This window comes from Argonema antarcticum A004/B2 (assembly GCF_023333585.1).
Lineage (GTDB): Bacteria > Cyanobacteriota > Cyanobacteriia > Cyanobacteriales > Aerosakkonemataceae > Argonema > Argonema antarcticum.
The window spans coordinates 31,181-54,127 of sequence record NZ_JAIQZN010000034.1 but is presented as its reverse complement, the minus strand read 5'-3'; the positions used below and the strand labels follow the sequence as shown (position 1 = coordinate 54,127).

The following is a 22,947-nucleotide window of genomic DNA, read 5'->3' as shown; positions in this document are numbered from 1 at the left end:
GGTGGGAGTGTTAATAAATTCACTGAACTTGTGTGACCCGAATAATGTATGGAGTATACTTGTTTTTTTGATAAGATCCAATCCAAATGCTATACGTTCCAGGTAGCCACTCACCAGCAATACCAGCATTTTTCCCTTCGCTATCATCATTACACCAAGTTCCACCTGGGCCTTGAATCACTAAAGTAGTGTCGTCTGGACTTTGAACCTGAACTCGCAGATAGTTAAAAGGAGAACTCAGAACTAGCGTGTGGCTAGGATTTTTGCCCACAAAACCAACACAAGGGCCATTTGCTGTTTCCTGACGACCGGCGATGTCGCTGGCACGTTCCAAACCGCCGCTGATGCCTCGAATAGTCCTGGGGTCTGGCTTAAACCCAGGCCCGATGGTGAGATTGTCGAACAGAGGCATAGGCGGGGCTGGCTGAGCTAGAATCTTTTCGGAAAGTAAAAAGTAAAAACTAAAAACCAAAAAGTAGGAGAGAAAAGAAGTTTCTTTTCTCTCTTTTCCCTTTTGCCTTCTTTGGGCGTTCTCCGGCTCAGCCTTAGTAATGTAGGGAAGCAGGGGAGAATTGCTTTTTGACTTTAATTTTGCCCCTAGATTAGGCTCCCTATTTGGCACTCCAATTGTCACAGACTTTAGGAAAAGCATTAGACTTATAATTACCCTGAATAAACTTCTTGCAAAAATACTAATTCTTGATTTTTTACCGCAGATGAATGTGGATGTAGGCGTTAGCGAAGCGATTCGCGATCGCGAATTATGTAATATTTGACTGCGGTTAAAACCGCGAATTGCTTACATCCCCACGTCTAAAGCCGGGGGCTTTGGCTCGGTTTTCGGTAAAAGAGATGAATCTGATTACATATAGCAAAAGTCAAAACTGATATGCTTTCTGTGAATTATAGCGTTTTAGTAAGTCCTAACCGCCCTGGCGGTTAATATATTTCGACTTTTGCAAGAGGTCTAAGGCAAAGGACGACAAGATTACTAACCGAGTTCCATAAAAATTAAGATAATTTAACTTTTGATATGCTAAAAATATAGCATATCAAAAGCTAAATTATTTAAAAATGAAGAATTGAAAAATTATTCACTTTAATTTTCGATCGCCTGCTGTAAGCGAACCCGATCTAATCCTCGGTGATGCAGGAGCAGCCAAGATTGAATCAGGTCAGGGCCATGCACATCGCCGGTGAGAGCAGCGCGGAGACTTCGCATTACTAAACCTTTTTTGAGATTTTGTTCTTTTGTCACTTGTTTAATTATCTCTTGTGTCCCTGCTTCTGTCAGCGGTTGATGGCTATCGACAGCTTTTAGAATGGCTTCTAGAACTGTTTTGGCTGCTGGTTGTTGCAACTGCGCTTTTCCTTCTTCGGTGAATTCTACACTGGAGGTGAAGAGATACCGGCTCATAACGATCGCATCTGGGCTGGGAACGGCGCTGGGGCCAGTGGGATCGGCGTTCTTGAGAGCTTCGATTTGTTCTACCCACTCAGTATCGCTTAAGTAGCGATCGCTCACTGGCAAACGAACTAAGCTGGGGCCAATCAAAGCGGTTATCTGCTCCAACCAGGCCCGATCGTTCACGGGATCGAATTCATGTCCCGCCTCTTGCCAGTAGGGAATCAGCAGGTCGCACAACTGGGATACTGGCATATTGTGCAGATACTGACTATTGAGCCAATTCAGCTTATCCCAATCAAACTTCGCCCCTGCTTTATTGACACGATCGAAACTGAACTGTTCAGCTGCTTGCTGCAAACTAAAAATTTCCTTGGTGGAATCTGGCGGCGACCACCCCAATAGGGTCATGTAATTGACTAAAGCTTCCGCCATATAGCCCAACTTCTTAAAGTCAAAGATGGAGGTCACACCACGCCGTTTGGAGAGTTTGCGCCCTTCCTTGTCCAAAATCAAGGGTGTATGGGCAAATTCTGGTATTCCTGCACCCAAAGCTTCGTAAAGCAGAATTTGTTTAGCTGTGTTGGCGATATGGTCTTCTCCCCGAATGACATGAGTGATTTTCATATCAATGTCATCTATCACCACCGCCAGGTTGTATAAAGGTTGAGCAAAGGCTTCTGTTTCCGAAGCACGGGCAATCACCATATCCCCACCCAGGTCGCTTCCTTTCCAGGTAACTTTTCCTCGTACCATATCGTTCCAGGAAATCTCCCGGTCATCATCGATTTTGAAGCGAATTACCGGGCGTCGCCCTTCTGAAGAAAAAGCTGCCTCTTGCTCTGGCGTCAGGTTGCGGTGGCGGTTATCGTAGCGGGGAGCCTCTTTTCTGGCTTTTTGAGCCGATCGCATTTCTTCCAGATCGACCTCGCTACTATAGCAACGATAGGCCAAACCTTTATCCAGCAGCGTTTGAATTGCTTGTCGGTAGAGGTCAAAACGCTTAGTTTGGAAAAATGGCCCTTCATCCCAATTGAACCCCAGCCAAGTCAGACCATCGAGGATGTTCTCGGTGTATTCCGGGCGCGATCGCTCTAAATCCGTGTCCTCAATTCGCAAGATAAACTGCCCACCTTGATTACGGGCAAACAGCCAGTTAAATACAGCCGTTCTGGCCGTACCGATATGTAAGTTTCCAGTAGGACTGGGTGCAATCCGAACTCTAACAGTCACAGCAGATTCTCTCTTCTCGTTCGCGGAACGATTTTCATCGTTCATCTTTTATTTATCTTTGTATCCTTGATTTTACGGGACTGACGGGGCTCGAACCCGCAACTTCCGCCGTGACAGGGCGGTGCTCTAACCAATTGAACTACAGTCCCTTTTTCCACACAATCTCCATTATGTAGATCTTTTTGTAAGTTGTCAAACTGTAGTTACAAAACTTTACATTAATAACTTTTGGGCATTGAGCAGGACTGGGCCTTTGGCCTGTCTGTGGCTTGGTGTCCAAGAGTTAACGGCCTGCAAAGCGCTTGTGTCGTATTAGCATCAACGATACCAGGACAAATCCAGCGATCGCACTTGGTTCTGGAATTTTGCGATGTTCGTCATCAGATAAACCAAGCGCTTTGACAACACTCTCATTAGGGATGCGTTCTCCCTCCTCGTTCTCCTTCACCAAACCAAAACCATCTGAGTAAGACCACATCGCCCAACCAATATCATATTTTTCCAAGATCGATCGTACATCGCCAATCCAAGCAACGCGATCGTCCTCCCCAAGAAAAGGACGGTAGACGCCAAACTCATTAGCAGTAAGCCGCACATTGTTTTCTGCCGCCCAAGCGGCTGCTTTAGCAATCCGTTTTTCCAGTTTGGCTGCATCCCACTGTTGGTCGCAATAAGACTGCGCCCATTCCTTCGCACTGTCATTAATTATCGTTGGTATAACCGCCGCACAGCTTTCTTGATTGTAAGGATAGGGCAAATCGTGGATATAGGAAAACTCCTCATCCATCCAGTCTGCGCCCTGATGCGTGAAAACCATTGGCTCATAAAAGTGGAAATTATAAACCACATTTGGATCTTCCACAGGAGTCAGCGTCTTGAGACCATCAATGCTGTCCCAATCGTATCCCTTCGCAATCAGAGTATGATTTGGTGCCCCTTCCCGCATAGCAGCCAACAGCTTTCCCTGAACCTCATTCCAGTGTTGTATTGGGTCAATTTCGGTATCTTTAAGAAAGTAACCGAAGGCGGGTTCGTTGAGCGTTTCTAGAAAAACTTGTTCTGGATCGCGAATACTGAGGTGTGCAGCTAAAGCCTTCCAGAATTGTGCCGTAGAGGTGACGAAAGCATCATCGTTAGCCAGACGCTCTTTAAAATTATCTTTTGGGCTAAGGTCGATAATTACGGACAAGTCGTGAGCCTCAATCTTATTAAGGGCGTCGTCCAGGTATTGCAGATTTTGGCTATTAAGTATTCCTGGGTTATTTTGATCGAATAGAAAAGCAGCGTCGATGGGCAAGCGGATGTGTTCAAATCCTAAATTCTTGATGCCTTCGATGTCTTGTTCGGTAATGTAGTTCGCGTCAAAGTTAGAGGCTTGCGAGAACCAGTGGGTTAGATTAATGCCGCGTGTTAGCTCATCAAAGCGCGAATCGGCGATTTGGCTAATACTCCCGCTATCAAGGCTTGTCGAACTTAAAATAGCTGCATTGGCATGAGAAATTCCTGGCAGCATAGAACAGATAAGTGTGATGCCGAACAATTTAAGGTATTTCATTTTTTTGCTATCTGGTAGATGCTAGTATTCCTGGAAATTACTTAGTAAAGCGCTCTTGCTATAACCTGAAAGCCTTGAATATCTGTGTTGGACTTGTAAATAGCATCCATAATGTACGTAAAATTACAGATTATGCAAACCAAAACTAAGTAATACTCAGGAGCTTTAAAATAGTATTGGCATAACTTTCTTCAATTTGCTAGTAATTTTACGTACTTCACTGAAAATTTATATTAGCTTTATCAAAAATACATACAGTCCTTACGCAAAACCAAGGTTTTGCCCCCCTAGCCCCCCAGATTTGGGGGGCTAGGGGGGCCATTGCGTAAGTCCTATACATATTTGAGTATTTAAAGATTTTGTAAAGTTAGTGTAAAGTTTCAGTGTTTCTTCTAGGTGAATAGCTATGTTTTGTTAGATTTCCAACGCTTCAAAACGATCGGCAAAGTAGATAGCACAGCCAGCATTGCCAAGGCACCGAAGAGCTGCCAAGGCGGACGACCTGTCGCGGCTTCTAGTCCACCTTGCCCCAACCAAGCATAAGCAAAGGTTCCTGGTATAATTCCTACCCCTGTTGCCAGCACGTAACTAGGTAGGGTAATCGGGGTCAAACCCAACAAGTAGTTAACGGCATTAAATGGAAAAACTGGCGCTAAACGAATCGACAAAGCAAACCAAAACCCATCTTCTTCAATACCCTGACTGAGTTGGCGCAAGCGATCGGCCCCTTCAAACTGCTGTCTGGCCCAATCACCCGCGATAAATCGGGCTACCAAAAAAGCACCCGTAGCCCCCAACGTCGCCCCAATTATCGTCCATAATGCACCCCAGAACGCCCCAAACAGCGCTCCTGCTGACAGCGTTAAAATCGTACCCGGAACTGCCAATAACGCCGCCACGAAATAAATGACGATGTACCCCAACGGTGCAAAAATTCCCGCCTGTTGTTTCACTTCTTGCAGATTTTCTGGCCTTAGCCAAGCGCCGACTGGTGTAAATTTAAGGATGATTATGTCAGCCGCAATAAAGACTGCTATTCCAATCACCAGTCTTATCCATGAATGCTTTTTTTGGTTATTAGTCATTGGTTATTAGTCATTAGTCAGTTGTCAGTTGTCAGTTGTCAGTTGTCAGTCGTCAGTTGTCAGTTGTCAGTTGTCAGTTGTCAGTTGTCAGTCGTCAGTTGTCAGTTGTCAGTCGTCAGTTGTCAGTCGTCAGTTGTCAGTTGTCAATCCCAATCCCCAATCCCCAATCCCTTTTGTACGGGCGGGTTTAGCCCACACATCTCATTACCAACAGAATATTTTACAAAACCCGCCCCTACTAACTTTTGACTTTTCTTGCCCCTAGCCTCTATAATAAAGCGCCACCACAGCTAGAACCCGATCCCGCTGTACAACCATAGCAGTATGGCGCTGTTTGCACCTCATCGATCGAATCTAAATTTACCGCTGCCAATAACTTTGTAACTGTCAGCGTTTCACCACCCTTGAGTTTGGCGGGCAGATTTTCCATCTGGTTAAAGTCGCAATCATAGACATTTCCCAGATAATCAATAGACAGTTCATTCCGGCACATTAAATATTCAGTAGTACTGCCATTAAAATTCGATTCCAAAAATTTTAGATAAGGAGCATAAAGGTTTTGACGATCTAAATGCAGCTTTGTCCGCCCGATCGGTAAATTAGTAATAGTAAATAAGTTATTAAAATCAATATTAAAATGCTCCTTTAAGAACTTCTTGTAATCCTGCTCAAGTTTAATTTGATTGGCAGTTAAAGAGAATTGTGCTGTTTTGGGAATTGGTGGATTGTATACTAAGTCAAGGATTAAATTCGGTTTTTGACCGTAGCCCAGCTTGTTCAGCCACTGGAGAGCGAGAATCGATCGCTCGTAAACACCTGTCCCGCGCATTTTATCGACATTATCTTGTAGGTAGCAGGGTAGGGAAGCAACGATTTTCAGTTGATGTTTGGCACAATATTCGGGAATATCCTGAAACCCTTCTTCAAAATAAATGGTAAGGTTAGACCTCACAATTACTTGTTTATCGGCATGACGCGCTGCTTCCACTATTGGCTTAAAGCCATAGAGCATTTCCGGTGCCCCGCCAGTGAGGTCAACAATCTTTATTTGGGGAAATTTATAGATTAGTTCAATTAGTTGGTGGCAAATTTCTGGGGACAGTTCTTCAGTGCGTTTTGGCCCAGCTTCCACATGGCAATGAGTGCAGGCGAGATTGCAGCGTTTGCCCAGATTGATTTGTAAAACAGATATTTTGTTTTTAGCTAATTGCGAGCCCAGCTTTTTTTTAAAGGGTGTCACAGACGAATCTGAAATCCCATCCATTACTCTAGTCTGAGTCATTTCTCTCTCTGTTGGTAGTACCAGTTAATTTCGCTTTTCTACTCTCGATCCTAAACGGGCACACCCTCGATCGCACTTAAGGGAGATGCGGTTGGAACAATTTTCGTCAGATGGAAACCTGCGGCTTTAAACAAATCTCGATACTCAGCTTCGGTGCGTTCCCAACCTGGTTGACTGACGAGCATTTCCAAGTCAGCAAGCTTACCAAACGAGGGCTCATTACCCGACGGTAACGCCATCTCGATGACCAGAAGTTTTCCATTTTCCACCATTGCGCTGTGGCAATTCTTGAGGATCGCAATCGATCGCTCGTCGTCCCAGTCGTGAATAATGTTCTTAAGCATATAGATGTCACCGCCACTAGGCACCGACTCAAAAAAGTTGCCACTCGCAAGCTGCAAGCGATCGCCAAGTCCTTGTGCCTCGATCGCAGACTTTGCACCTTCAATAACTGACGGTTGATCGAAGAGAATACCCTTGAGTCCTGGGTTTGCTTTGAGGATGGAGATCGTCAGAGTTCCCTGTCCACCCGAAACTTCCACTAACTTGCTGTAGGGCGAAAAGTTATATGCAGCTGGAATAGCCGCATTATTTCTGGCAGAAAGACTGGTCATCGCCTCGTCGAATATTTTGGCAGCTTCTGCGTTTTTGCCCATGTACGGGAACAACTCCATGCCGAAGACGCGATCGAACGCCGGTTCGCCCGTCTTGACGGTATGAAGCATCTCGCCCAAAGGTCGCCAGTGCCACTCCTCGCCAAACATAACGGCGGTGGAATACAGCGAACCTGGAACATCTCTTAAAAGGCATTCTGCTAGAGGCGTCAGGAAGTAGCGAAAGTCTTCTGCTAAGGTGAAGACACCCACACTGGCGAGGGCACGCAGTACACGGTGGAGCGATCGCGCATGAGTGCCAGTTGCGTTGGCAAGTTCATCGCTAGTTTTCGGCCCATCTTTCAGCAAGTCAGCAATACCGAGTTTAGCCGCAACATAGATTGCCTGCGATACCCAAGGCCCAACGATCATTTGCAACATCGCCTGGGAGGGCGGCATTTCGTTCGAGTTTTGGGAATTTTCTGGTTTTGTCATAGTTAGCGATCGCTAGTAGTAGTTGGTAGTTGCCGATCGGTAGTTTGCTCTCAATTATAACTGACCCCAAGCGTCAGTCTGGGGTCACTACTGACTGCTGACTAGCAACAACTTCTAGTTTAGTTCCTATTGGAATTTGTCCCGGCAAAGAATAGAAACCCGGTTTCGCAGGAGTTACCGGGTTTCTAAGGGCGCAGCAGTTTTATGTTTAATTATGCCCGTTTACTTACTAACTAACAGATTCAACCAGTTTTGCTACCCGTTCTTTAACTTCATCTCGCACCCTGTGAAAAACTTCTATTGCTTGCCCATCTGGATCGTCCAACTGCCAATCTTGAAAAACTTCTCGCAATACCCAATCTTCTGGCAAGTTAACTCCACACCCGCATAAAGAAATCACTATATCGTAATCTTCTGACTTAAAATCGCTCAAAGGCTTAGATTTTTGCTCTGTGATATCAATACCAATTTCATCCATTACTTGAACAGCTATGGGATGAACCTGACTTGCCTCTAATCCCGAACTGGTAACAGATACTTTACCTTCTCCGAGAGTGCGAGCAAATCCCTCAGCCATTTGGGAACGGCAAGAATTTTTCTTGCAAACAAACATCACTCGTTTCATTGCTAATCCTTTATTTTACTAGAGAGCTTTTGCTTCGGAAACTTTAAAATATTGTTTCCGAATCCAGAATGCTACATTCACCAAACTAATTAGCACCGGCACTTCTACCAATGGCCCAATGACGGCAGCAAAGGCAGCACCAGAGTTAATTCCAAATACTGCAACGGCAACAGCAATAGCTAACTCGAAATTATTGCTAGCGGCAGTAAAAGCTAAACTCACAGATTTTGCGTAGTCAGCTTTGATTTTCCATGCCATATAGAAACTAACTAAGAACATTACTACAAAATAGATGAGTAGTGGAATTGCTATTCGCACAACATCCATTGGAATTTGCACGATTAAATTGCCCTTTAAGCTAAACATTACCACAATTGTAAATAGTAGGGCAATTAGAGTGATAGGGCTGATTTTGGGAATAAATTTATGGTGATACCACTGCTTACCTTTGGCTTTTACTAAAGCAACGCGAGTCAGGAATCCGGCAATGAAGGGAATTCCTAAATAAATGAAAACACTCTGGGCAATTTCTCCAATCCCAATTGAGACGATGCTTCCTTTTAAGCCAAATAAAGGTGGCAGAACTGTAATGAAAAACCAAGCATAAACGCTGTAAAACAAAACTTGGAAAATACTGTTGAATGCGACTAATCCAGCGGTGTATTCCGTATCTCCTTTGGCTAATTCGCTCCACACGATTACCATTGCAATACAGCGGGCTAATCCTATCATAATTAAGCCTGCCATATATTCGGGATAATCCCGCAAAAAGACAATGGCAAGTACAAACATTAAAATCGGGCCAACAACCCAGTTCTGCACTAAAGATAAACTGAGAATCTTAGTATTACGAAATACATCTCCTAATTCTTCGTATCGCACTTTGGTAAGTGGCGGATACATCATCAGAATTAAGCCAATGGCAATGGGGATGTTAGTTGTTCCTACTTGGAATTGGTTGATAAATTCTTCTATTCCAGGAATGAAATATCCCAGCCAGACGCCTACAAACATTGCTAAAAATATCCACAATGTTAGGAAGCGATCGAGAAAAGAAAGTTGTTTTGTTAGAGGTTTTTTCGTCATGATTTATGGATAGCTGCCGAACATTTTCTGAACTTTCAACTTGTATACCCAAATGGGATAAGGCACCACCTTTTTGCACTTGGTCTATAACTAAATCATTTCAAAAAAAGTTGATTTGTCAAGTACCAAAAATGAGGTTATAGCTAGGGGCGAGCGTTGAGGTAAGAGGTAAAAGGTTACGACATAAGGGATTATGAACCAGAGGTAAGATATTACTGAAGCGACGGTATTATGCCAAAGATTGCTCTAAAACGACAAATTAGGGCAAATTGAGTTTATGAAACCTCTAGAGCTTTGTTTGCCACTTCAATAACTTGTTTGGCAGCTTTTTCTTTGCGTTCACTGTAGCGATCGGTCAGGTGATCAACTTGCTCTCGCAGCAAGATGGTAAACTTATAGAGTTCTTCCATCACATCAATAACGCGATCGCGGTAGGGAGAATCTTTCATCGTCCCATCTTCGTTAAACTCCTGGTAGGCTTTAGCAACAGAAGATTGATTGGGGATGGTAAACATCCGCATCCAGCGCCCCAGAAGTCGCAAAGTATTGACGGCATTAAAGGATTGAGAACCACCACTTACCTGCATTACGGCCAAAGTTCTGCCTTGAGTGGGTCTAACTGCGCCTAAAGTTAATGGAATCCAATCAATCTGGTTTTTCATGATGCCGGTAATTTGCCCGTGCATCTCTGGACTCGACCACACTTGTCCCTCAGACCACACGCTTAATTCCCTTAACTCCTGAACCTTTGGATGTGTATCTGGTACGCTGCCATAAATGGGTAACTCACGGGGGTCGAAGAATCGGATTTCTGCACCATATCCTTCAATAATCCGGGCTGCTTCTTCAGCTAGTAGTCTGCTGTAGGAGCGATCGCGTAAAGAACCATACAAAAACAAAATCCTGGGTGGATGTTCAAAAGTCGGCATAAATTACTTAAAGACTATAATACCATCATTTCAAAAAAAATTGATTTGTCAAGTACCAAGGATGAAGCTTAAGGGGAAAATAATATAAAAAAAGTTGATGGATTATAGCAACGGCTTTCGTCAGTTAGGACGTTCTTAATTCCTGAAACCCTTGAAACACGCCCCTAGCCCCTAGCCCCTAGCTATAACTGGCGTCCCGGCAGGAGCGAGCGGGTAAGATAGTACTGAAGCGACGGTATTCTGCCAGGTACTGCTCCAAGACGATAAACACAGACAGATTGAGGGTGTAGTAAATCCAGCGTCCTTCTTGGCGCGATCGAACTAAGCCTGCCTCTTTGAGGGTTTTGAGGTGAAACGACAGTTTAGACTGAGTGACCCCCAATTGTTCGCAGAGTTCGCACACGCATAGCTCTTGAGAGCGTAGCAGATCCAAGACCTGAAGCCGCAGGGGGTCAGATAAGGCATGAAAGCCAGAAGCGATGTCAGTTGGTGCTAGGGCAGGTAGGTTTACCATCAAGTTTTTTTTGAAACGTCTCTTCAGCTATCCTATCCAAAGCACAATCGATCTGACAAATTCGCTAAGTCCTCCAGAATAGTTTCAGTCTGGTAAACAAACTCACAATATACGCTACGAGCAGAGTATAAACAATCCCTTTAAAGAATCCAAGTAACTGAGTTTTGGTATTTTGTATAACCAACGCATCAACTCTAGTTAAGATCAGAATAGGCCAAACTAGATTGGCAAATCCCACATAGGCAATCATGGGATTCTGACCATTATCAATTAATAATTGTAGCCATTTTCCTTGGTTAAGAACATCTATGATTATTGTAAATAAAATCAAGATAAAAAAGGCCATGCCTGTGGTTACAAAATAGTAACTTAAAGTTGATGGGTCTTTTTTAATCCCGCCTTGGAAAGGTTCAAAGAGTAAGCCAACGCCCAGCCAGTAAACGCCCCAATTATACAACATTTTGATTAAGTATTCTGTTTCATTAGTTGGTTTGGTAAATAAAAACCAACCAGCCCAACAAAGTACACCGCTGACTAACGTTGTTTGCCATACCCATCTACCTTGCAATCCAATCAGCAGCACCAAACAGTTAGCCAATATCAACAAAATAATGGTATAAAAACGATTTATTTGCCATTGCAGAGGTGGATTAATCGATAATTCTTGCTGCTCAATAATTCGATCGCTTCCGCCTACTTCCGCAGGTGTTGTAGTATTTACCCACGATAAAATTAAATCGCCAGCAATTGTTCCGGGAATGACCACAAACAAATAGGACAAATACGCAAATTGGAAAATCCAAGGTGCGGGAGAAGCTGACCAAATTTGAGCAATCCAACTGCCACTAACGGTAGCTGACAAACGCAAAGCTAGTAATAAGCCCAAAAATCCCAGCCGCAGCCGCAAATTAGACTTAGTAAACAGCCAAATTAGCGAGCTAAAGACAGCAGTATTTGCTAGAACGATGAGGATAATATCGCTACGAGCGAGTTCAAATCCGCCGCCATCCTGATATTGGAGTTGAGACAAAAGTACGATCGCAGATATCCAGGCTATAACTGGAATTGCTCTGCGATGCCATTTTGGCAATGAATCTGGCAAACGTACAAACATAAAAAATAATATTAAAAATCCCCATAAAGCAATCCCCCATTTTTCTAGAGTAGAGTCTTGGCTGATCATGCTTGGTCGCAGATGTTGAAGAACGATGGCGAATGTTGCTAAGAAAAATCCTCTTTTAAGGATGTGTAAAATAAGTTCTGGGTGAGAAACTTTTTTGGCAAGGCGACGAGACAGCGCCAGGGGTATGGCTGCACCCATTGAAAATAAAAACAATGGAAATACAAGATCGACCCAGGTTAAACCGGGCAGATTAGGATTGTAGTTATGGTTTGGTGGCGGGACTTGGGCGTGATACATCCAAGCCGGTAAGATGCGATATGCGATCGTACCCGATAAGATCATTGCTAAAACGGCGAATCCACGCAGGGCATCTAAGGCGTAGGCGCGTTTTTGGTTTACTGGAAAAATTAACATATCTGAATATGGCTATTATTTGCAGATCATACACTTTTAACCCCACATTCCGCAGATATTAAGGCCAATTTAATTATTTAGAATTTCGCCGAACCATAGCCTGAAATGATTGCCTAGCAATCATTTCAGGGTTTTTTAAGCTAAAATAATAGAGTCAGCAACACTTTTGAGAAAAACTATGAAAGAGTCCGCCTTAGCCATAAAAGTCCTAAATATCGACCATTTAGTCATAATAGCCGGAATAATAGATGAAATGGAACTGGTAGAAGAAGTTAATAAAAAAGTGGGAATAAAAACAAAAGAAACCTTAACTCCTGGACAAGTAATGAAAGCGATGATTTTGAATGGATTAGGATTTTTGAGCGCCCCATTATACCTATTTGAAAAATTTTTCGGAGGAAAAGCAACAGAACATCTAATAGGAGAAGGAGTTTTACCATCACACTTAAACGATGACCGACTAGCCAGAACACTAGATAAATATTATCAAGCCGGAACCACAAAATTATTTACAGCAATCGCCCTGAAAGCCGCCCAGAAATTTCAAGTAAAAATGAATAGTATTCATTTAGATGGGAGTTCAATGTATGTACATGGAGAGGACGAAAATACCGGAGGAGAAAAAGAAGTAAACCCAGCTAATCAATCCGGAGAATTAGTGGAAGCAATTGCGATGATAATGGGACTTTGTTTATTGGTCTATACTTTAGCACAAAGAAAGCTAAGGCCAGAATTAGAATCATCTGGAAGTGGGATTAAAAATCAGGTAAATAAATTAACAAATAGACCGACAATGCGCTGGGTATTTCAGGTGTTTCAGGCGGTACATTTGATAATAGTCAATGGAGAGAAGCAGGTGAGTAATTTAACTGAGGAGCATCAGAAAATTCTCTATTATTTAGGAAAGGTTGTGGTGAGTATTATCTAATTATTTAATGATGAGTATTCGACTTATTTAGATGATACTTTTTATTAATAAAAGGAATTCTAGGTCAATCGAATTGTTGGATTGGCTAGGATTATATCGATTTGTTTGAATAAATTGTCTAATTAATTGAGAGAGTGCGTCTAAGTTTAAAAAAAGTGGTGTTAACTTTAGATATTATCTACTTATTGACCGAATAGTAGAAGCCAAAGGCGAAAAACTTAGGCTAGAAAAGTTTTTCTGGCTTGGATTTTTCAAAAATATTAGTAAGATGAGTCAGATCTGCGGAATGTGGGTTATAAAACTCGAAATAGCGACACCGAGGATTGGGCATAATCCTCCATCAAATTCTGGTATCATTCTAACCACTCAGAGAAGCAAGTGCCATTCGCTTCCAAGAGCAATTGATTACCACGGCAATACAGCATAGCCGCCAGTCTGTAATTGATATCTTTCGGAGCGTCAAATCTTTTTGCCCGGTTTGCTGCTAATTCATCTACAAAAGTCTGTTCTGCTTCAGTTAGTTGTTCCTCTTTAAACCCACTATTGAGCAAAATTTGATGAGCTTTACCCACATTTCCCAAGTAGAGACTTTCCAGTTCTTCAACTGCTGCATTCAACCAAAAATCAGCTATCCGTTTCCTAATCAAGCGTAATTCAGCTAATACCGATTCATCGGATGGATCGATTTCGTAGAGGTTCACACAGCCACTTAGCAAATTCAGAAACTGGGGTGAATCGATCGGTTTTTCCTGCAATTCATTAGCAGCGCTTTGATTCGTTAGAGATGCTTGTTTTTCTGTATCTAACCTTTGCCACTCTTGGAACAACTTTTCAAATGCGGTTCCGATTCTATTGGAGTAGGAACGACTATCCAAAAATCTGGGTTTTCTCTGCATTTTTTGCGTAATTTGCTCTCGATAAACCTCTCGCAATTCTGGATTAGTGGCGAGGTTAATGGCTAACTTGATATAAGCTTCTTCGCTATCTGCAATTAAATCTGGTATTTGCAACTCTCGCAGTAGTGCTGCCGCTTGTCTGGAGCGTAACGAGTTACCGAAAGAGCTACCATCCATGACAATAGTGGGTAAACCTATCTCTAAGGGATCGACGAGTGAAGTAGAGCCAGTGTATGGGTATGAATCTAAATAGATATCTCCAACTTTTAAGAATTTTTTAAGTTCCGCACGATTTGGCAGCGCATCGACAAAGATCAAACGGTCTTTTTCAACGCCATACTTTGCAAATACAGAACGCATCCAATCTATAAACTGTGTTTTAGGATAAGAGTTATTCCAACTAGGATTAAACGGAAATAAGCACAACACAGAATTAGGGACTGCTGCTAGAATTTTAGCCCAAGTTTGCCTCAACTCTGGAATAATTTTATAAAAACTAGCAGAGGAAATAAACACCAGAGATTGTTCTGGAATACCTATAGTTTCTCTGTTGCATCTACTTGGATAAGCTTCATTTTCCATAGTATAACTGAAACAATGGGCTGTTCCATCAATGGTTAGTATTTGCTCCCGATATTGCTGTTGTGCATCCTGTACATATTCTGTTAAATCCCCAGAAATGTAATAGTCAATATTTCGCATTCCTGTGGTTACAGGAGAAGACACAGATGTAACCTGTACCCGTGCCAATCGATGTATTGCTAATAGAGTAATATTGTTAGTAACAGCAGTCACATTGGTTCCAATCAGTAGAATATCCAAGTCATCAGCGCGTATTCTCCGTACACAATCTGGCAGATTTTTAGGTAGTTTAACCAATTGATCAGCACAATTCTGACAATACAAATCTAGTGGATGATTGTTTACATTAATGGCATAGAGAATAATTTCAAATTTCTCTCTGTTTAGATACTCAAAAATAGGAAGCGTCGCGAAAGTCTCTGTGTGGGGAGTGAAATTAAAATTTAAAATTCCCAAGCAAATTTTGTTTCTATGTGAGGGTCTATCAGGAAAAATGTAATCAATCTGATGACCCAAATTTTTTAAAGTAAATTCGATGATATCTGCTCGTTTAGTGTAAATGTCCTTCAAATTTATAATGCTAAAATAAAGGTGGATAAAGTTGGCATTTTGAACTAAAACTAAAGCTATATTTTGCCAGTATTTTGAATTACGATTGCTGAATATATTTGTATGCACAAAATCTAAGAATTGCTGCATATGTTTATAGTAATCTTCTACCTCTCCAATGTCGTGGAAATAGCTCGGAGATGAGAGCATAAACTTTAGATAGTCATTAAAAAACCAACTGGGGATAATATAGGCAGATTCATACTGCAACGGCAATTGGTCGGCACGGCGGTATAGCATGGCGGCTAGTAAATAGTTGATGGCTTTGGGGTCATCAAAGCCTCTGGCAATCTGTGCCGCTAACCGCTCGACAAAAATCTGCTCCGTATCGTTTAGAGGTTCATCTTTGATGCCGCTATTCAGTAGCGCTTGGTGCGCCTTACCCGTATCGCCGGAGTATGCAGTTGCAAGTTGCTCTGGTGGTATGCTGAGCCATTGTTCGGCAATTTGCTGACGAACTTGACGGTGATTTAAAGGCTGGATTACGGGGCTAAATTGTTGCTTTTCCATTGATCGCACTTCCAATTACGCCTAAATTTATAGTACTTTAAAAACGTTTTATTTTCAGACAAGCTAGCGCCTATTGCCTAATTTATTTAGCTTATTTTCAGCAATCGGGGTTGGGATCGGTATAGGTGAATGGTTAGCAGAAGCGGAATTTATATGACCAGTTATTTCAGGAATCTGCATCTTCGTTGCTTCCGCCATAGGAGTCAAGAACTGCGCTACTTCAACTTGCTGCTGTAGTTGCTCTGTCGAAGATACCAAACCACTCAATCCATTAACCAAATTGCGTAGATTATTGCGGAAAGCTGGATCGCCTGTCAACTCATCTAGGTCAGATGTGATTTTTTGTGCATTTTGAAACGTGACGCGAGCCGAATCTAAAGTTTGTTGCAGCACTAGCAAATTTGTCGGACTATTGAGAGAATTAGAAACGTCACGTAAGTTGGCTGAAGCTTGTGCAGCATTGGCAGATAGAGTTTCTAAGTTATGGATCAATTCTCCTTGGGTGACGCGATCGATCGCAGGCGCTAAATTGGCAACTGTAACGCGAAGTTGCTCGCTCGTTTGGCTGAGATTATTTAGCGTGTTAACGAGGGTAGCTTGATTGGCTGTAATTAGATTATTGAGGTTGGTTACTAAACCGCTGGCTTGAGTAGCTGTTAAACGCAATTCATCGGCTGTTGTACCGAATTTATTGGCAGTTCTAGTAGCGGTTGAATCAAGTCGATCGACAGTTACAGAAACTCGATCGGCAACGCGACCAAATTTGTCGGCAGTTACATTAAATCGATTGGCAGTTTGATTAACAGTGCCATTAATTTGATTGGCAGTTATCGCAAATTTATCAGCAGTTTGATTAAGTTTACCAGCAGTTCCTCCGAATTTGTCAATAGTTTGATTAAGTCGATCGGCGGTTCCTCCAAATTTGGCAATAGTTTGATTAAGTCGGTCAGGAGTTTCTCCGAATCCGACAATAGTTTGATTAAGTTTGTCGGCTGTTCCTCCGAATTTGTTGGCAGTCTGATTAACGGCATTTGCAGCTGCCGATACGTTTCTTAAATCTTGCTTTACCGATCCGAGCAAAGCGGAGAGTTCCCGTGTTACTTGGGTGATTCCCTGCGCCGCAACTGATGTGTTTTCAACTGCTGAGTTGATGTTATCAAAAAACTTGGTATCGCTGTACACTTTAGCAAAGCGAACGGCGACGCGAATAAATTCGTCGAGGCTGATGCCAACTTGACCTTGCAAACGTGCGTTATTACAAATAATCAGGTTGCTGTCTTTGCAGTTGGGGTCTAATGGGTTAGCGCCTTGGAGATTTAGCGGTACGGAGTTTGTCGGTATGATGTCGATCGTGTTTTCGCTAATTAAACCTGACTGGTTGGCTTCTACTGCAACATCGCGAGGGATTGCCAAATCTGGTTGAGTAATTTCAATCTCAACTTCAACTCCATTTGCACCTGCTTTGATGTTTGTAACTTTGCCAACGGCGACGCCACGATACCGCACTGGCGTCCCTATTTGCATACCCGCTGCATTCGCGAATTCAACTATAGCTTTGTAAGTCCGATCGCCAAAATATGTCCCTCGCAACCACAAAAACAATGCACCAAATACGCCAATTCCCAGTAAGAACAACAGACCAACAGATCCTTCTCGAACTGTTCGCGATCGCATTTCCTCCTCCCCAGCCGATTTTAGATTTTAGATTTTAGATTTTATAGCAACCGCCAAGGCGGTTAGGACATTCTGAATTGCTGAAACGTTGGCGGATTCTAAACTCTTCTTCCCTAGCCCCTAGCCCCTAGCCCCTAGTCCCTAGTCCCTAGCTATAGATTTGAAGGCTTGTAAGAACCAAAGACTGTCGCAGTTGGCGAATATTCTTTAATCCCAAATCCCAAATCCCAAATCCCAAATTGACTTGTCCAGAGTTATCTTAACCGATTACTTGAATCGGTCCCTCTACGCTACCGCTAAAAAATTGCCGTATTAAAGGATTTTCGGTCGTATCGATCTCCCGGATGCTACCCTCCCACTGCACTTTACCCCGGTAGAGGCAGACAATTCGATCGGCAGTGCGACGGATGGTGCTATCTTGGTGGGTGACGATCGCATAAGTGCCACAACCGCCGTCCTGACACTGCAACTGGCGGATTAAATCCTCAATCACCGTTGAAGCAATTGGGTCTAATCCGGCTGTAGGCTCATCGTACAGCAAAACTTCTGGGGTATCTTGAGAATTTTCTGGATTTGACATAATCGCACGCGCAAAACTCACCCGCTTACGCATCCCGCCAGACAACTGAGACGGATAGCGATCGCCAATCCTTGGTAACCCTACCATCTCCAGCTTTTGGTTGACAAGTTCTCGAATTATGTGGCGCGGCAGTTTAGAATGTTGAAAAAGCACAAAGCCGACGTTTTCCTCCACTGTCAGCGAGTCGAACAAAGCCGCCTGCTGGAACACCATCCCGATCCCGATCGGATCTACTGCATCCTCGACTAACCCCAGCCGCTTTTGTCCCTGAATATAAATTTCGCCTGCATCGGCAGCCAACAATCCAGAAATTATCCGCAGAATCGTCGATTTTCCCGTACCGGAAGGGCCAATAATACCCAGTGCTTCGCCTTGGTAAATCTTCAGATCGACTTCATCTAGTACTACAGTGTCACCAAAGGACTTGCTAATTCCCTTCAGTTCGATTAATGGATCGGCCATAAGCAAAGTATGTTTTAGTGCTAAAGTTTATTAGGAACACTACCTCTGCAAATTCATTTTATCTTATGAAAAACGAATTACATGGAAGAACTTAATTCTATCACCGAAGAAGACCTAAAGAGTGAAGAAAAAGACCTTTTGCCTGTCCAACCAGATAGTCGCACACCTCATTATGACAAACTTCAAAAGCTTTTAAGTAATCAGAAGCTTCCACAGGCAGATAAGGAGAGCGTTCAAAACACGATTGCGAAGTACCGAGAATGGATTAAATCTATGGATGGAATCACTTCTGAGGGTGACGAAAAGGTTAAGGCTTTGGTGAATACCCTTAACGACTACAAAACGTTTGTTGAGGTTGAACTTATTTGGGACAGCGAGGCAGATTTCCTCTACCGTCAGCGAGGACAACTAAAGCTGGACAACTCGATTCTTGAAGAGTTCTTACCTCGATTAGTTGACCCTGCCATAATCCCTGCCTTGAAAGGGCAGATTTACATAACCGGCCCGCGCACAACTTTTGCAGGCGCTTACTTTACAACCACTCTCACTGCGCCACAAAAGGGTGCTGGTCTTCAGATTCGCAAGAAGAATCAGGATTTTACAGTAGGTCGCACGGCCTACCTAAAGTCTTCTTTTGACGAAAAATTTCCGGCAAATGACACCGTGACCCTTAAAATATATTTTGCGTTTCTTGCTGCGGAGTGCAAAACTAACCTAGATAGTACAATGTTTCCAGGGTTGCTAGGCACTGCCCGCGACCTAAAGATGGCGTTTCCGGGTTCGCGCTACTATATTCTTTGCGAGTGGTTAGATATGCCACCAATAAGCACCGCCGATACCAACATTGATGAGGTGATTATTCTCCGGGGCAAAAGGTTGGCATCGGATGTTCGCAACAAGTTCGCAAAATCCAGCGATCGAAAAAAGCAACGAAACTCGCATCGAGAGTTTCTTCTTAGTAATCCAATACGTGAAGACAGGGTTTTGCGCTTCGTCAATCATATGAGGAATCTGTTCGGTGCAACCGTCTTACAAGAGGATGAAGTCTTGGCTAGAGGCTACTTCTAAAATTATGTTTTATTTGAACCACCTAGCTGAAAAAATTGCATCATTTCCAATCGATAGGCATTTTATGCCTCAAAACAAACTCGATCTTCTGGATAGGGAGCGAACAAGTTTCTATCCTTGGAGAGGCCAGTTTTCCCCTGGTTTAGTTGACCTTATTCTGGATGCCTACGCTCAAGACGATACTGTAGTTATCGATCCATTTGTCGGTAGCGGAACAACCATTTTTGAAGCAAGCCGCCGGGGTCTTAAGTGTTATGGAAGCGATATTAATCCTGCTGCTATTTTGTTCGCAAGACAGGCAAAATTTGCTAATATAAACATTCTGTTACGCAGGCGTATATTTACTGTTGCCGAAGAACTAATTGAAAAGCATATTGGCGACTATCTCCCCCCAAGTCTCTTTAGAATACCGAAAAACCAACCGCCAAATGACTCAATCAAAAAAGCATCTCTGCGATTACTGAACGAAGCAGCCAGTGATGAGATGTTACACTCTTTGCTATTAACGACCGTTACGCTGGCTATGGGAAATGGCGACGTTCTTACAGGGGAAAATTTTGAATCAAGCTACGAACGCAACCGCGCCATTGTAAGCAATCTTTCATTTACTTCTCGCCCTTGCCATGTTTTTATGAGTGATGCGCGGGGATTACCTTTACCTGAAAAAAGTGTAGACTTAGTAATAAGTTCGCCACCCTACATAAATGTTTTTAACTATCATCAGAACTACCGTAAAGCAATGGAGATGTTGGGGTGGCATTTACTTGACATTGCCCCGTCAGAAATGGGATCGAATCGAAAGCACCGTGGAAATCGTTTTATGACTCCGGTACAATTCTGTATAGACTTGATGCTAGTATTAGCCGAGCTTCGGCGGATTCTGCATCCAGATGGAACAGCGATTTTTGTCATGGGTCGAGAGTCCAGAGTTCGAGGAATAGCTTTCAATAACAGTCATTTACTGGCTCTTTGTGCTGTTGGAGGCGCTGGCTTTAATATTGAACGATGGCAGGAACGTAAATTTACAAACCGTTTTGGTATCACTATTTATGAAGATATCCTAACTTTGAAACCGGATGGTAAAATATTAGAACCACCTAGCGAGTTTGGTCGGCAGGTCGGAGTTTTGGCATTGCAAAATGCCTCTAATATCGCAAGTGGAGAAATTCTCAATAACATCAAAGAAGCCATTGAGCGAAGTGGAAAAATCCTTCCTTCGCCGTATTTCAACCCATCACTACAATCTCCTATTAAACTTGGGGCGTGGGCTGCTACACAGGCTGTTAAGTAATATAAGGTAAGAAGTGGGATTTATCGATCGCGGTTGAAGTTGGATACTGAATTATACACTTTTAAAACGGATTCACAAGGTGAGTTTCTATGTCAAGTATCGATCGATTAATAGCAGAAATACAGCAAGAAGCGGAAAGTGCGGCCTTTCCCATCGATGAACCAGTCTATCTTGCTGCGGGTCTAAAGCCGACTATGCCAATTCTCTATGCAGGCAATCTAGAAAGCCAACTGTGCTTTTTTGCGCGGGATTTGGGCAAAGATGAAGTATCTGCGGGTCAACCGCTCTACGGCGCTGCTGGGACGCTGGTACGTCGGGGTCTGTATCGGGCCATCTATGGCAAAGAGCCGAGTCACAGTGAAGATTTGCAAACCGTTCTCGATCGCGTTCTCCTCACCAACACGGTTCCTTACAAACCACCCGGTAACAAAGCTTACTCGGAGCCGGTGAAGAAAAGGTTTCGTCCCTTTCTGGAGCGTTTGCTGGTAATGAATTGGCAAGGCGATCGCATTATTACGCTAGGTAATGAAGCTTTCAAATGGTTTTACCCTTATGCTGGCAAAGGAGTTGCAGCGGAGTTTTTTGAACGGCCCGATCGCTATAGCGCCAGCCTTCCAGTCACCCTGCAAGCCAAAGACGATCTAGGTAATCTGCATCAACGTCTGGTGACGCTGATGCCACTTCCTCACCCCTCCCCACTCAACCAACAATACTACGCCCAATTTCCCCAGTTGCTTCAGCAGCACCTTTCTGAAATATTTCCCGTCCCAGCAGAGGAGTAGTTTGGCGGTAGGTCAGAAGGCAGGAACATCCGCTGAGTGCATAAGTCTTAGGTATAATACTAGACTAATAAAAAAATGGGAGTTTGGAAACGAGCGCGTCTTCAGACTTGAGAGGAAAAACGACTGAAGCGGTTTTAACCTCCTAAGAAAATTAGGAACTGTGTTAGAATCTGAGAGTCTAAAAGAACATATTGACCCTTGAGTTATCGTGAAAAACGGATAGCCCTGGACGCTCAATTGAAAGACATTTGTCATCGACCTAAAGCAAAATAATCTCCCCTTTTGTTTATTTGACAACTAAGCCTATTTAACTATTCATCCTTGTTTCACAAGCAGATATCTTTATGGTTTGGAAAAAAAACCTCCTACTGGCAACTCTTTCCTTCACCCTATCTCTGGGATTCCTTCTTATCCCTCGCTTCCAAGCGTTGGTACAGGGACAGCAAAAGCAGATACAGCTAGCCCAAAACATACCTGGTAGTTGGGAAGTTGCACAGGCATTTCAGCCTCCAAACCGAGGGGCACCTAGTAGCACCGCCGGTGGGGCATCGCGTGGTAGCCAATGTACAAATGACCCGGACGCCACACTGTCTTTAACTGCATTGATACCAGCAAATAAGTTCGGGTTAACGGTGAGAAGCAATCCGAAATTCTTCTTTTATATTCCTCCCACTTCCGCACGTACAGTAGAATTTGTGCTCAAAGACGACAAGGATCTAGATATTTACCGACAAACCTTCCCCATTACCGGCACACCCGGTATTGTCAGCTTCAATCCCTTTGCAGAATTGAATATACAGCCTTTAGAAAAAGATAAAAATTATAAGTGGCAATTGGCACTCAGATGCAATACTGCCGATCCAATTAACGATCCTTTTGTGGAAGGATGGGTGCAACGAATTGAACCGAGTTCAACTCTAGCCGAACAGCTAAAGCAGACTCAACAAGAGCGCGATCGCCTAGCCCTATATGCAAAAAATGGAATATGGTACGAAGCAGTGACAACTATACTCGAACTGCCACTCAGCGATCCTAATTATCCCGCCCTTGCAGCTTCATGGCAAGAACTGTTAAAGTCAGTCGGACTGGAGAAAGTAGCCAAAGAGCCTCTCATTAATTGCTGTAGTGCAGCAACCACAAGTGCATCGCCTTAGCTCGACTTTATCCATCATTGGGCTCTCCCGTACTTACAATTTAGCTAATCATTCGTAGGTTGAGTAGAGCAA

19 protein-coding genes, 1 tRNA gene and 1 pseudogene are annotated in these 22,947 nt (G+C 43.2%); 6 read left to right on the top strand and 15 right to left on the bottom strand.

What is annotated here, in order from left to right:
- Window positions 1-19 precede the first annotated feature (19 nt).
- From LAY57_RS16240 to LAY57_RS16220, 5 genes are all read right to left on the bottom strand, one after another.
- Complete coding sequence (locus LAY57_RS16240; protein WP_249067825.1) at window positions 20-652, bottom strand: hypothetical protein; 633 nt, start codon at window positions 650-652, stop codon at window positions 20-22.
- Window positions 653-1,099: 447 nt separating this feature from the next.
- Window positions 1,100-2,638 carry a glutamate--tRNA ligase gene (gltX, locus tag LAY57_RS16235; RefSeq protein WP_249067838.1) on the bottom strand — a complete coding sequence of 513 codons (1,539 nt, stop codon included), beginning with the start codon at window positions 2,636-2,638 and terminating at the stop codon, window positions 1,100-1,102.
- A 75-nt stretch (window positions 2,639-2,713) separates the two neighbouring features.
- A tRNA-Asp gene (locus tag LAY57_RS16230) sits at window positions 2,714-2,787 on the bottom strand.
- 134 nt (window positions 2,788-2,921) lie between these two features.
- Complete coding sequence (locus LAY57_RS16225; RefSeq protein WP_249067824.1) at window positions 2,922-4,193, bottom strand: glycoside hydrolase family 5 protein; 1,272 nt, start codon at window positions 4,191-4,193, stop codon at window positions 2,922-2,924.
- A 404-nt stretch (window positions 4,194-4,597) separates the two neighbouring features.
- A complete protein-coding gene (locus LAY57_RS16220; RefSeq protein WP_249067823.1) occupies window positions 4,598-5,278 on the bottom strand; it encodes a TVP38/TMEM64 family protein in 681 nt (226 codons plus the stop codon).
- Here LAY57_RS16220 and LAY57_RS16215 point away from each other — a divergent pair.
- Window positions 5,264-5,527 carry a hypothetical protein gene (locus LAY57_RS16215; RefSeq protein WP_249067822.1) on the top strand — a complete coding sequence of 88 codons (264 nt, stop codon included), beginning with the start codon at window positions 5,264-5,266 and terminating at the stop codon, window positions 5,525-5,527. The genes LAY57_RS16220 and LAY57_RS16215 overlap by 15 nt on opposite strands.
- A 19-nt stretch (window positions 5,528-5,546) precedes the next feature.
- Here LAY57_RS16215 and arsS read toward each other — a convergent pair whose 3' ends face one another.
- The 7 genes from arsS to LAY57_RS16180 form a co-directional block, all read right to left on the bottom strand.
- Window positions 5,547-6,560 (bottom strand): arsenosugar biosynthesis radical SAM (seleno)protein ArsS, encoded by a 1,014-nt coding sequence (gene arsS, locus LAY57_RS16210; RefSeq protein ID WP_249067821.1) that lies wholly within the window; start codon window positions 6,558-6,560, stop codon window positions 5,547-5,549.
- Between the two features lie 50 nt (window positions 6,561-6,610).
- The gene (locus LAY57_RS16205; RefSeq protein ID WP_249067820.1) at window positions 6,611-7,648 is read right to left on the bottom strand and encodes a methyltransferase; all 1,038 of its coding nucleotides are present in this window, start codon (window positions 7,646-7,648) and stop codon (window positions 6,611-6,613) included.
- 229 nt (window positions 7,649-7,877) lie between these two features.
- Window positions 7,878-8,273, bottom strand: coding sequence for an arsenate reductase, glutathione/glutaredoxin type (gene arsC / locus LAY57_RS16200; RefSeq protein ID WP_249067819.1), 396 nt, complete (start codon window positions 8,271-8,273; stop codon window positions 7,878-7,880).
- An 18-nt stretch (window positions 8,274-8,291) separates the two neighbouring features.
- Window positions 8,292-9,359 (bottom strand): ACR3 family arsenite efflux transporter, encoded by a 1,068-nt coding sequence (gene arsB, locus LAY57_RS16195; protein WP_249067818.1) that lies wholly within the window; start codon window positions 9,357-9,359, stop codon window positions 8,292-8,294.
- A 275-nt stretch (window positions 9,360-9,634) separates the two neighbouring features.
- Window positions 9,635-10,288: an arsenical resistance protein ArsH gene (arsH, locus tag LAY57_RS16190; protein WP_249067817.1), complete on the bottom strand. Its 654-nt coding sequence runs from the start codon at window positions 10,286-10,288 to the stop codon at window positions 9,635-9,637.
- A 178-nt stretch (window positions 10,289-10,466) separates the two neighbouring features.
- Window positions 10,467-10,802 (bottom strand): ArsR/SmtB family transcription factor, encoded by a 336-nt coding sequence (locus LAY57_RS16185; protein WP_249067816.1) that lies wholly within the window; start codon window positions 10,800-10,802, stop codon window positions 10,467-10,469.
- A 64-nt stretch (window positions 10,803-10,866) separates the two neighbouring features.
- On the bottom strand, window positions 10,867-12,339 hold the full coding sequence (locus LAY57_RS16180; RefSeq protein ID WP_249067815.1) for a DUF5009 domain-containing protein: 1,473 nt from the start codon (window positions 12,337-12,339) through the stop codon (window positions 10,867-10,869).
- Window positions 12,340-12,517: 178 nt separating this feature from the next.
- Between LAY57_RS16180 and LAY57_RS36530 the strand changes: the two are divergent.
- Window positions 12,518-13,275: pseudogene (locus LAY57_RS36530) on the top strand (DUF4277 domain-containing protein).
- A 345-nt stretch (window positions 13,276-13,620) separates the two neighbouring features.
- On the opposite strand, the gene LAY57_RS16170 reads toward LAY57_RS36530, so the two are convergent.
- The 3 genes from LAY57_RS16170 to LAY57_RS16160 all read right to left on the bottom strand — a co-directional run bounded on the left by LAY57_RS16170 (window position 13,621) and on the right by LAY57_RS16160 (window position 18,580).
- Entirely contained in the window at window positions 13,621-15,864 is a 2,244-nt protein-coding gene (locus LAY57_RS16170) for an O-linked N-acetylglucosamine transferase, SPINDLY family protein (RefSeq protein WP_249067814.1), read from the bottom strand.
- 63 nt (window positions 15,865-15,927) lie between these two features.
- Entirely contained in the window at window positions 15,928-17,538 is a 1,611-nt protein-coding gene (locus LAY57_RS16165; protein WP_249067813.1) for an MlaD family protein, read from the bottom strand.
- Between the two features lie 259 nt (window positions 17,539-17,797).
- Window positions 17,798-18,580 (bottom strand): ABC transporter ATP-binding protein, encoded by a 783-nt coding sequence (locus LAY57_RS16160; protein WP_249067812.1) that lies wholly within the window; start codon window positions 18,578-18,580, stop codon window positions 17,798-17,800.
- Window positions 18,581-18,661: 81 nt separating this feature from the next.
- Here LAY57_RS16160 and LAY57_RS16155 point away from each other — a divergent pair, with 81 nt between their 5' ends.
- The 4 genes from LAY57_RS16155 (at window position 18,662) to LAY57_RS16140 (ending at window position 22,875) form a co-directional block, all read left to right on the top strand.
- Window positions 18,662-19,648, top strand: a complete 987-nt coding sequence (locus LAY57_RS16155) for a Bpu10I family restriction endonuclease (RefSeq protein ID WP_249067811.1) — start codon at window positions 18,662-18,664, stop codon at window positions 19,646-19,648.
- A gap of 64 nt (window positions 19,649-19,712) precedes the next feature.
- Window positions 19,713-20,939, top strand: coding sequence for a DNA methyltransferase (locus LAY57_RS16150; protein WP_249067810.1), 1,227 nt, complete (start codon window positions 19,713-19,715; stop codon window positions 20,937-20,939).
- An 89-nt stretch (window positions 20,940-21,028) separates the two neighbouring features.
- A complete protein-coding gene (locus LAY57_RS16145) occupies window positions 21,029-21,721 on the top strand; it encodes a uracil-DNA glycosylase family protein (RefSeq protein WP_249067809.1) in 693 nt (230 codons plus the stop codon).
- Window positions 21,722-22,065: 344 nt separating this feature from the next.
- Entirely contained in the window at window positions 22,066-22,875 is an 810-nt protein-coding gene (locus LAY57_RS16140) for a DUF928 domain-containing protein (RefSeq protein WP_249067808.1), read from the top strand.
- Window positions 22,876-22,947 lie beyond the last annotated feature (72 nt).

Excerpts from the sequence above, each read along its gene's own strand:
- LAY57_RS16240 (WP_249067825.1), bottom strand. The coding sequence starts at position 652 with ATGCTTTTCCTAAAGTCTGTGACAATTGGAGTGCCAAATAGGGAGCCT.
- LAY57_RS16225 (WP_249067824.1), bottom strand. The coding sequence starts at position 4,193 with ATGAAATACCTTAAATTGTTCGGCATCACACTTATCTGTTCTATGCTG.
- LAY57_RS16220 (WP_249067823.1), bottom strand. The coding sequence starts at position 5,278 with ATGACTAATAACCAAAAAAAGCATTCATGGATAAGACTGGTGATTGGA.
- arsS (WP_249067821.1), bottom strand. The coding sequence starts at position 6,560 with ATGACTCAGACTAGAGTAATGGATGGGATTTCAGATTCGTCTGTGACA.
- LAY57_RS16205 (WP_249067820.1), bottom strand. The coding sequence starts at position 7,648 with ATGACAAAACCAGAAAATTCCCAAAACTCGAACGAAATGCCGCCCTCC.
- arsC (WP_249067819.1), bottom strand. The coding sequence starts at position 8,273 with ATGAAACGAGTGATGTTTGTTTGCAAGAAAAATTCTTGCCGTTCCCAA.
- arsB (WP_249067818.1), bottom strand. The coding sequence starts at position 9,359 with ATGACGAAAAAACCTCTAACAAAACAACTTTCTTTTCTCGATCGCTTC.
- arsH (WP_249067817.1), bottom strand. The coding sequence starts at position 10,288 with ATGCCGACTTTTGAACATCCACCCAGGATTTTGTTTTTGTATGGTTCT.
- LAY57_RS16185 (WP_249067816.1), bottom strand. The coding sequence starts at position 10,802 with ATGGTAAACCTACCTGCCCTAGCACCAACTGACATCGCTTCTGGCTTT.
- LAY57_RS16180 (WP_249067815.1), bottom strand. The coding sequence starts at position 12,339 with ATGTTAATTTTTCCAGTAAACCAAAAACGCGCCTACGCCTTAGATGCC.
- LAY57_RS16170 (WP_249067814.1), bottom strand. The coding sequence starts at position 15,864 with ATGGAAAAGCAACAATTTAGCCCCGTAATCCAGCCTTTAAATCACCGT.
- LAY57_RS16165 (WP_249067813.1), bottom strand. The coding sequence starts at position 17,538 with ATGCGATCGCGAACAGTTCGAGAAGGATCTGTTGGTCTGTTGTTCTTA.
- LAY57_RS16160 (WP_249067812.1), bottom strand. The coding sequence starts at position 18,580 with ATGGCCGATCCATTAATCGAACTGAAGGGAATTAGCAAGTCCTTTGGT.
- LAY57_RS16155 (WP_249067811.1), top strand. The coding sequence starts at position 18,662 with ATGGAAGAACTTAATTCTATCACCGAAGAAGACCTAAAGAGTGAAGAA.
- LAY57_RS16150 (WP_249067810.1), top strand. The coding sequence starts at position 19,713 with ATGCCTCAAAACAAACTCGATCTTCTGGATAGGGAGCGAACAAGTTTC.
- LAY57_RS16145 (WP_249067809.1), top strand. The coding sequence starts at position 21,029 with ATGTCAAGTATCGATCGATTAATAGCAGAAATACAGCAAGAAGCGGAA.
- LAY57_RS16140 (WP_249067808.1), top strand. The coding sequence starts at position 22,066 with ATGGTTTGGAAAAAAAACCTCCTACTGGCAACTCTTTCCTTCACCCTA.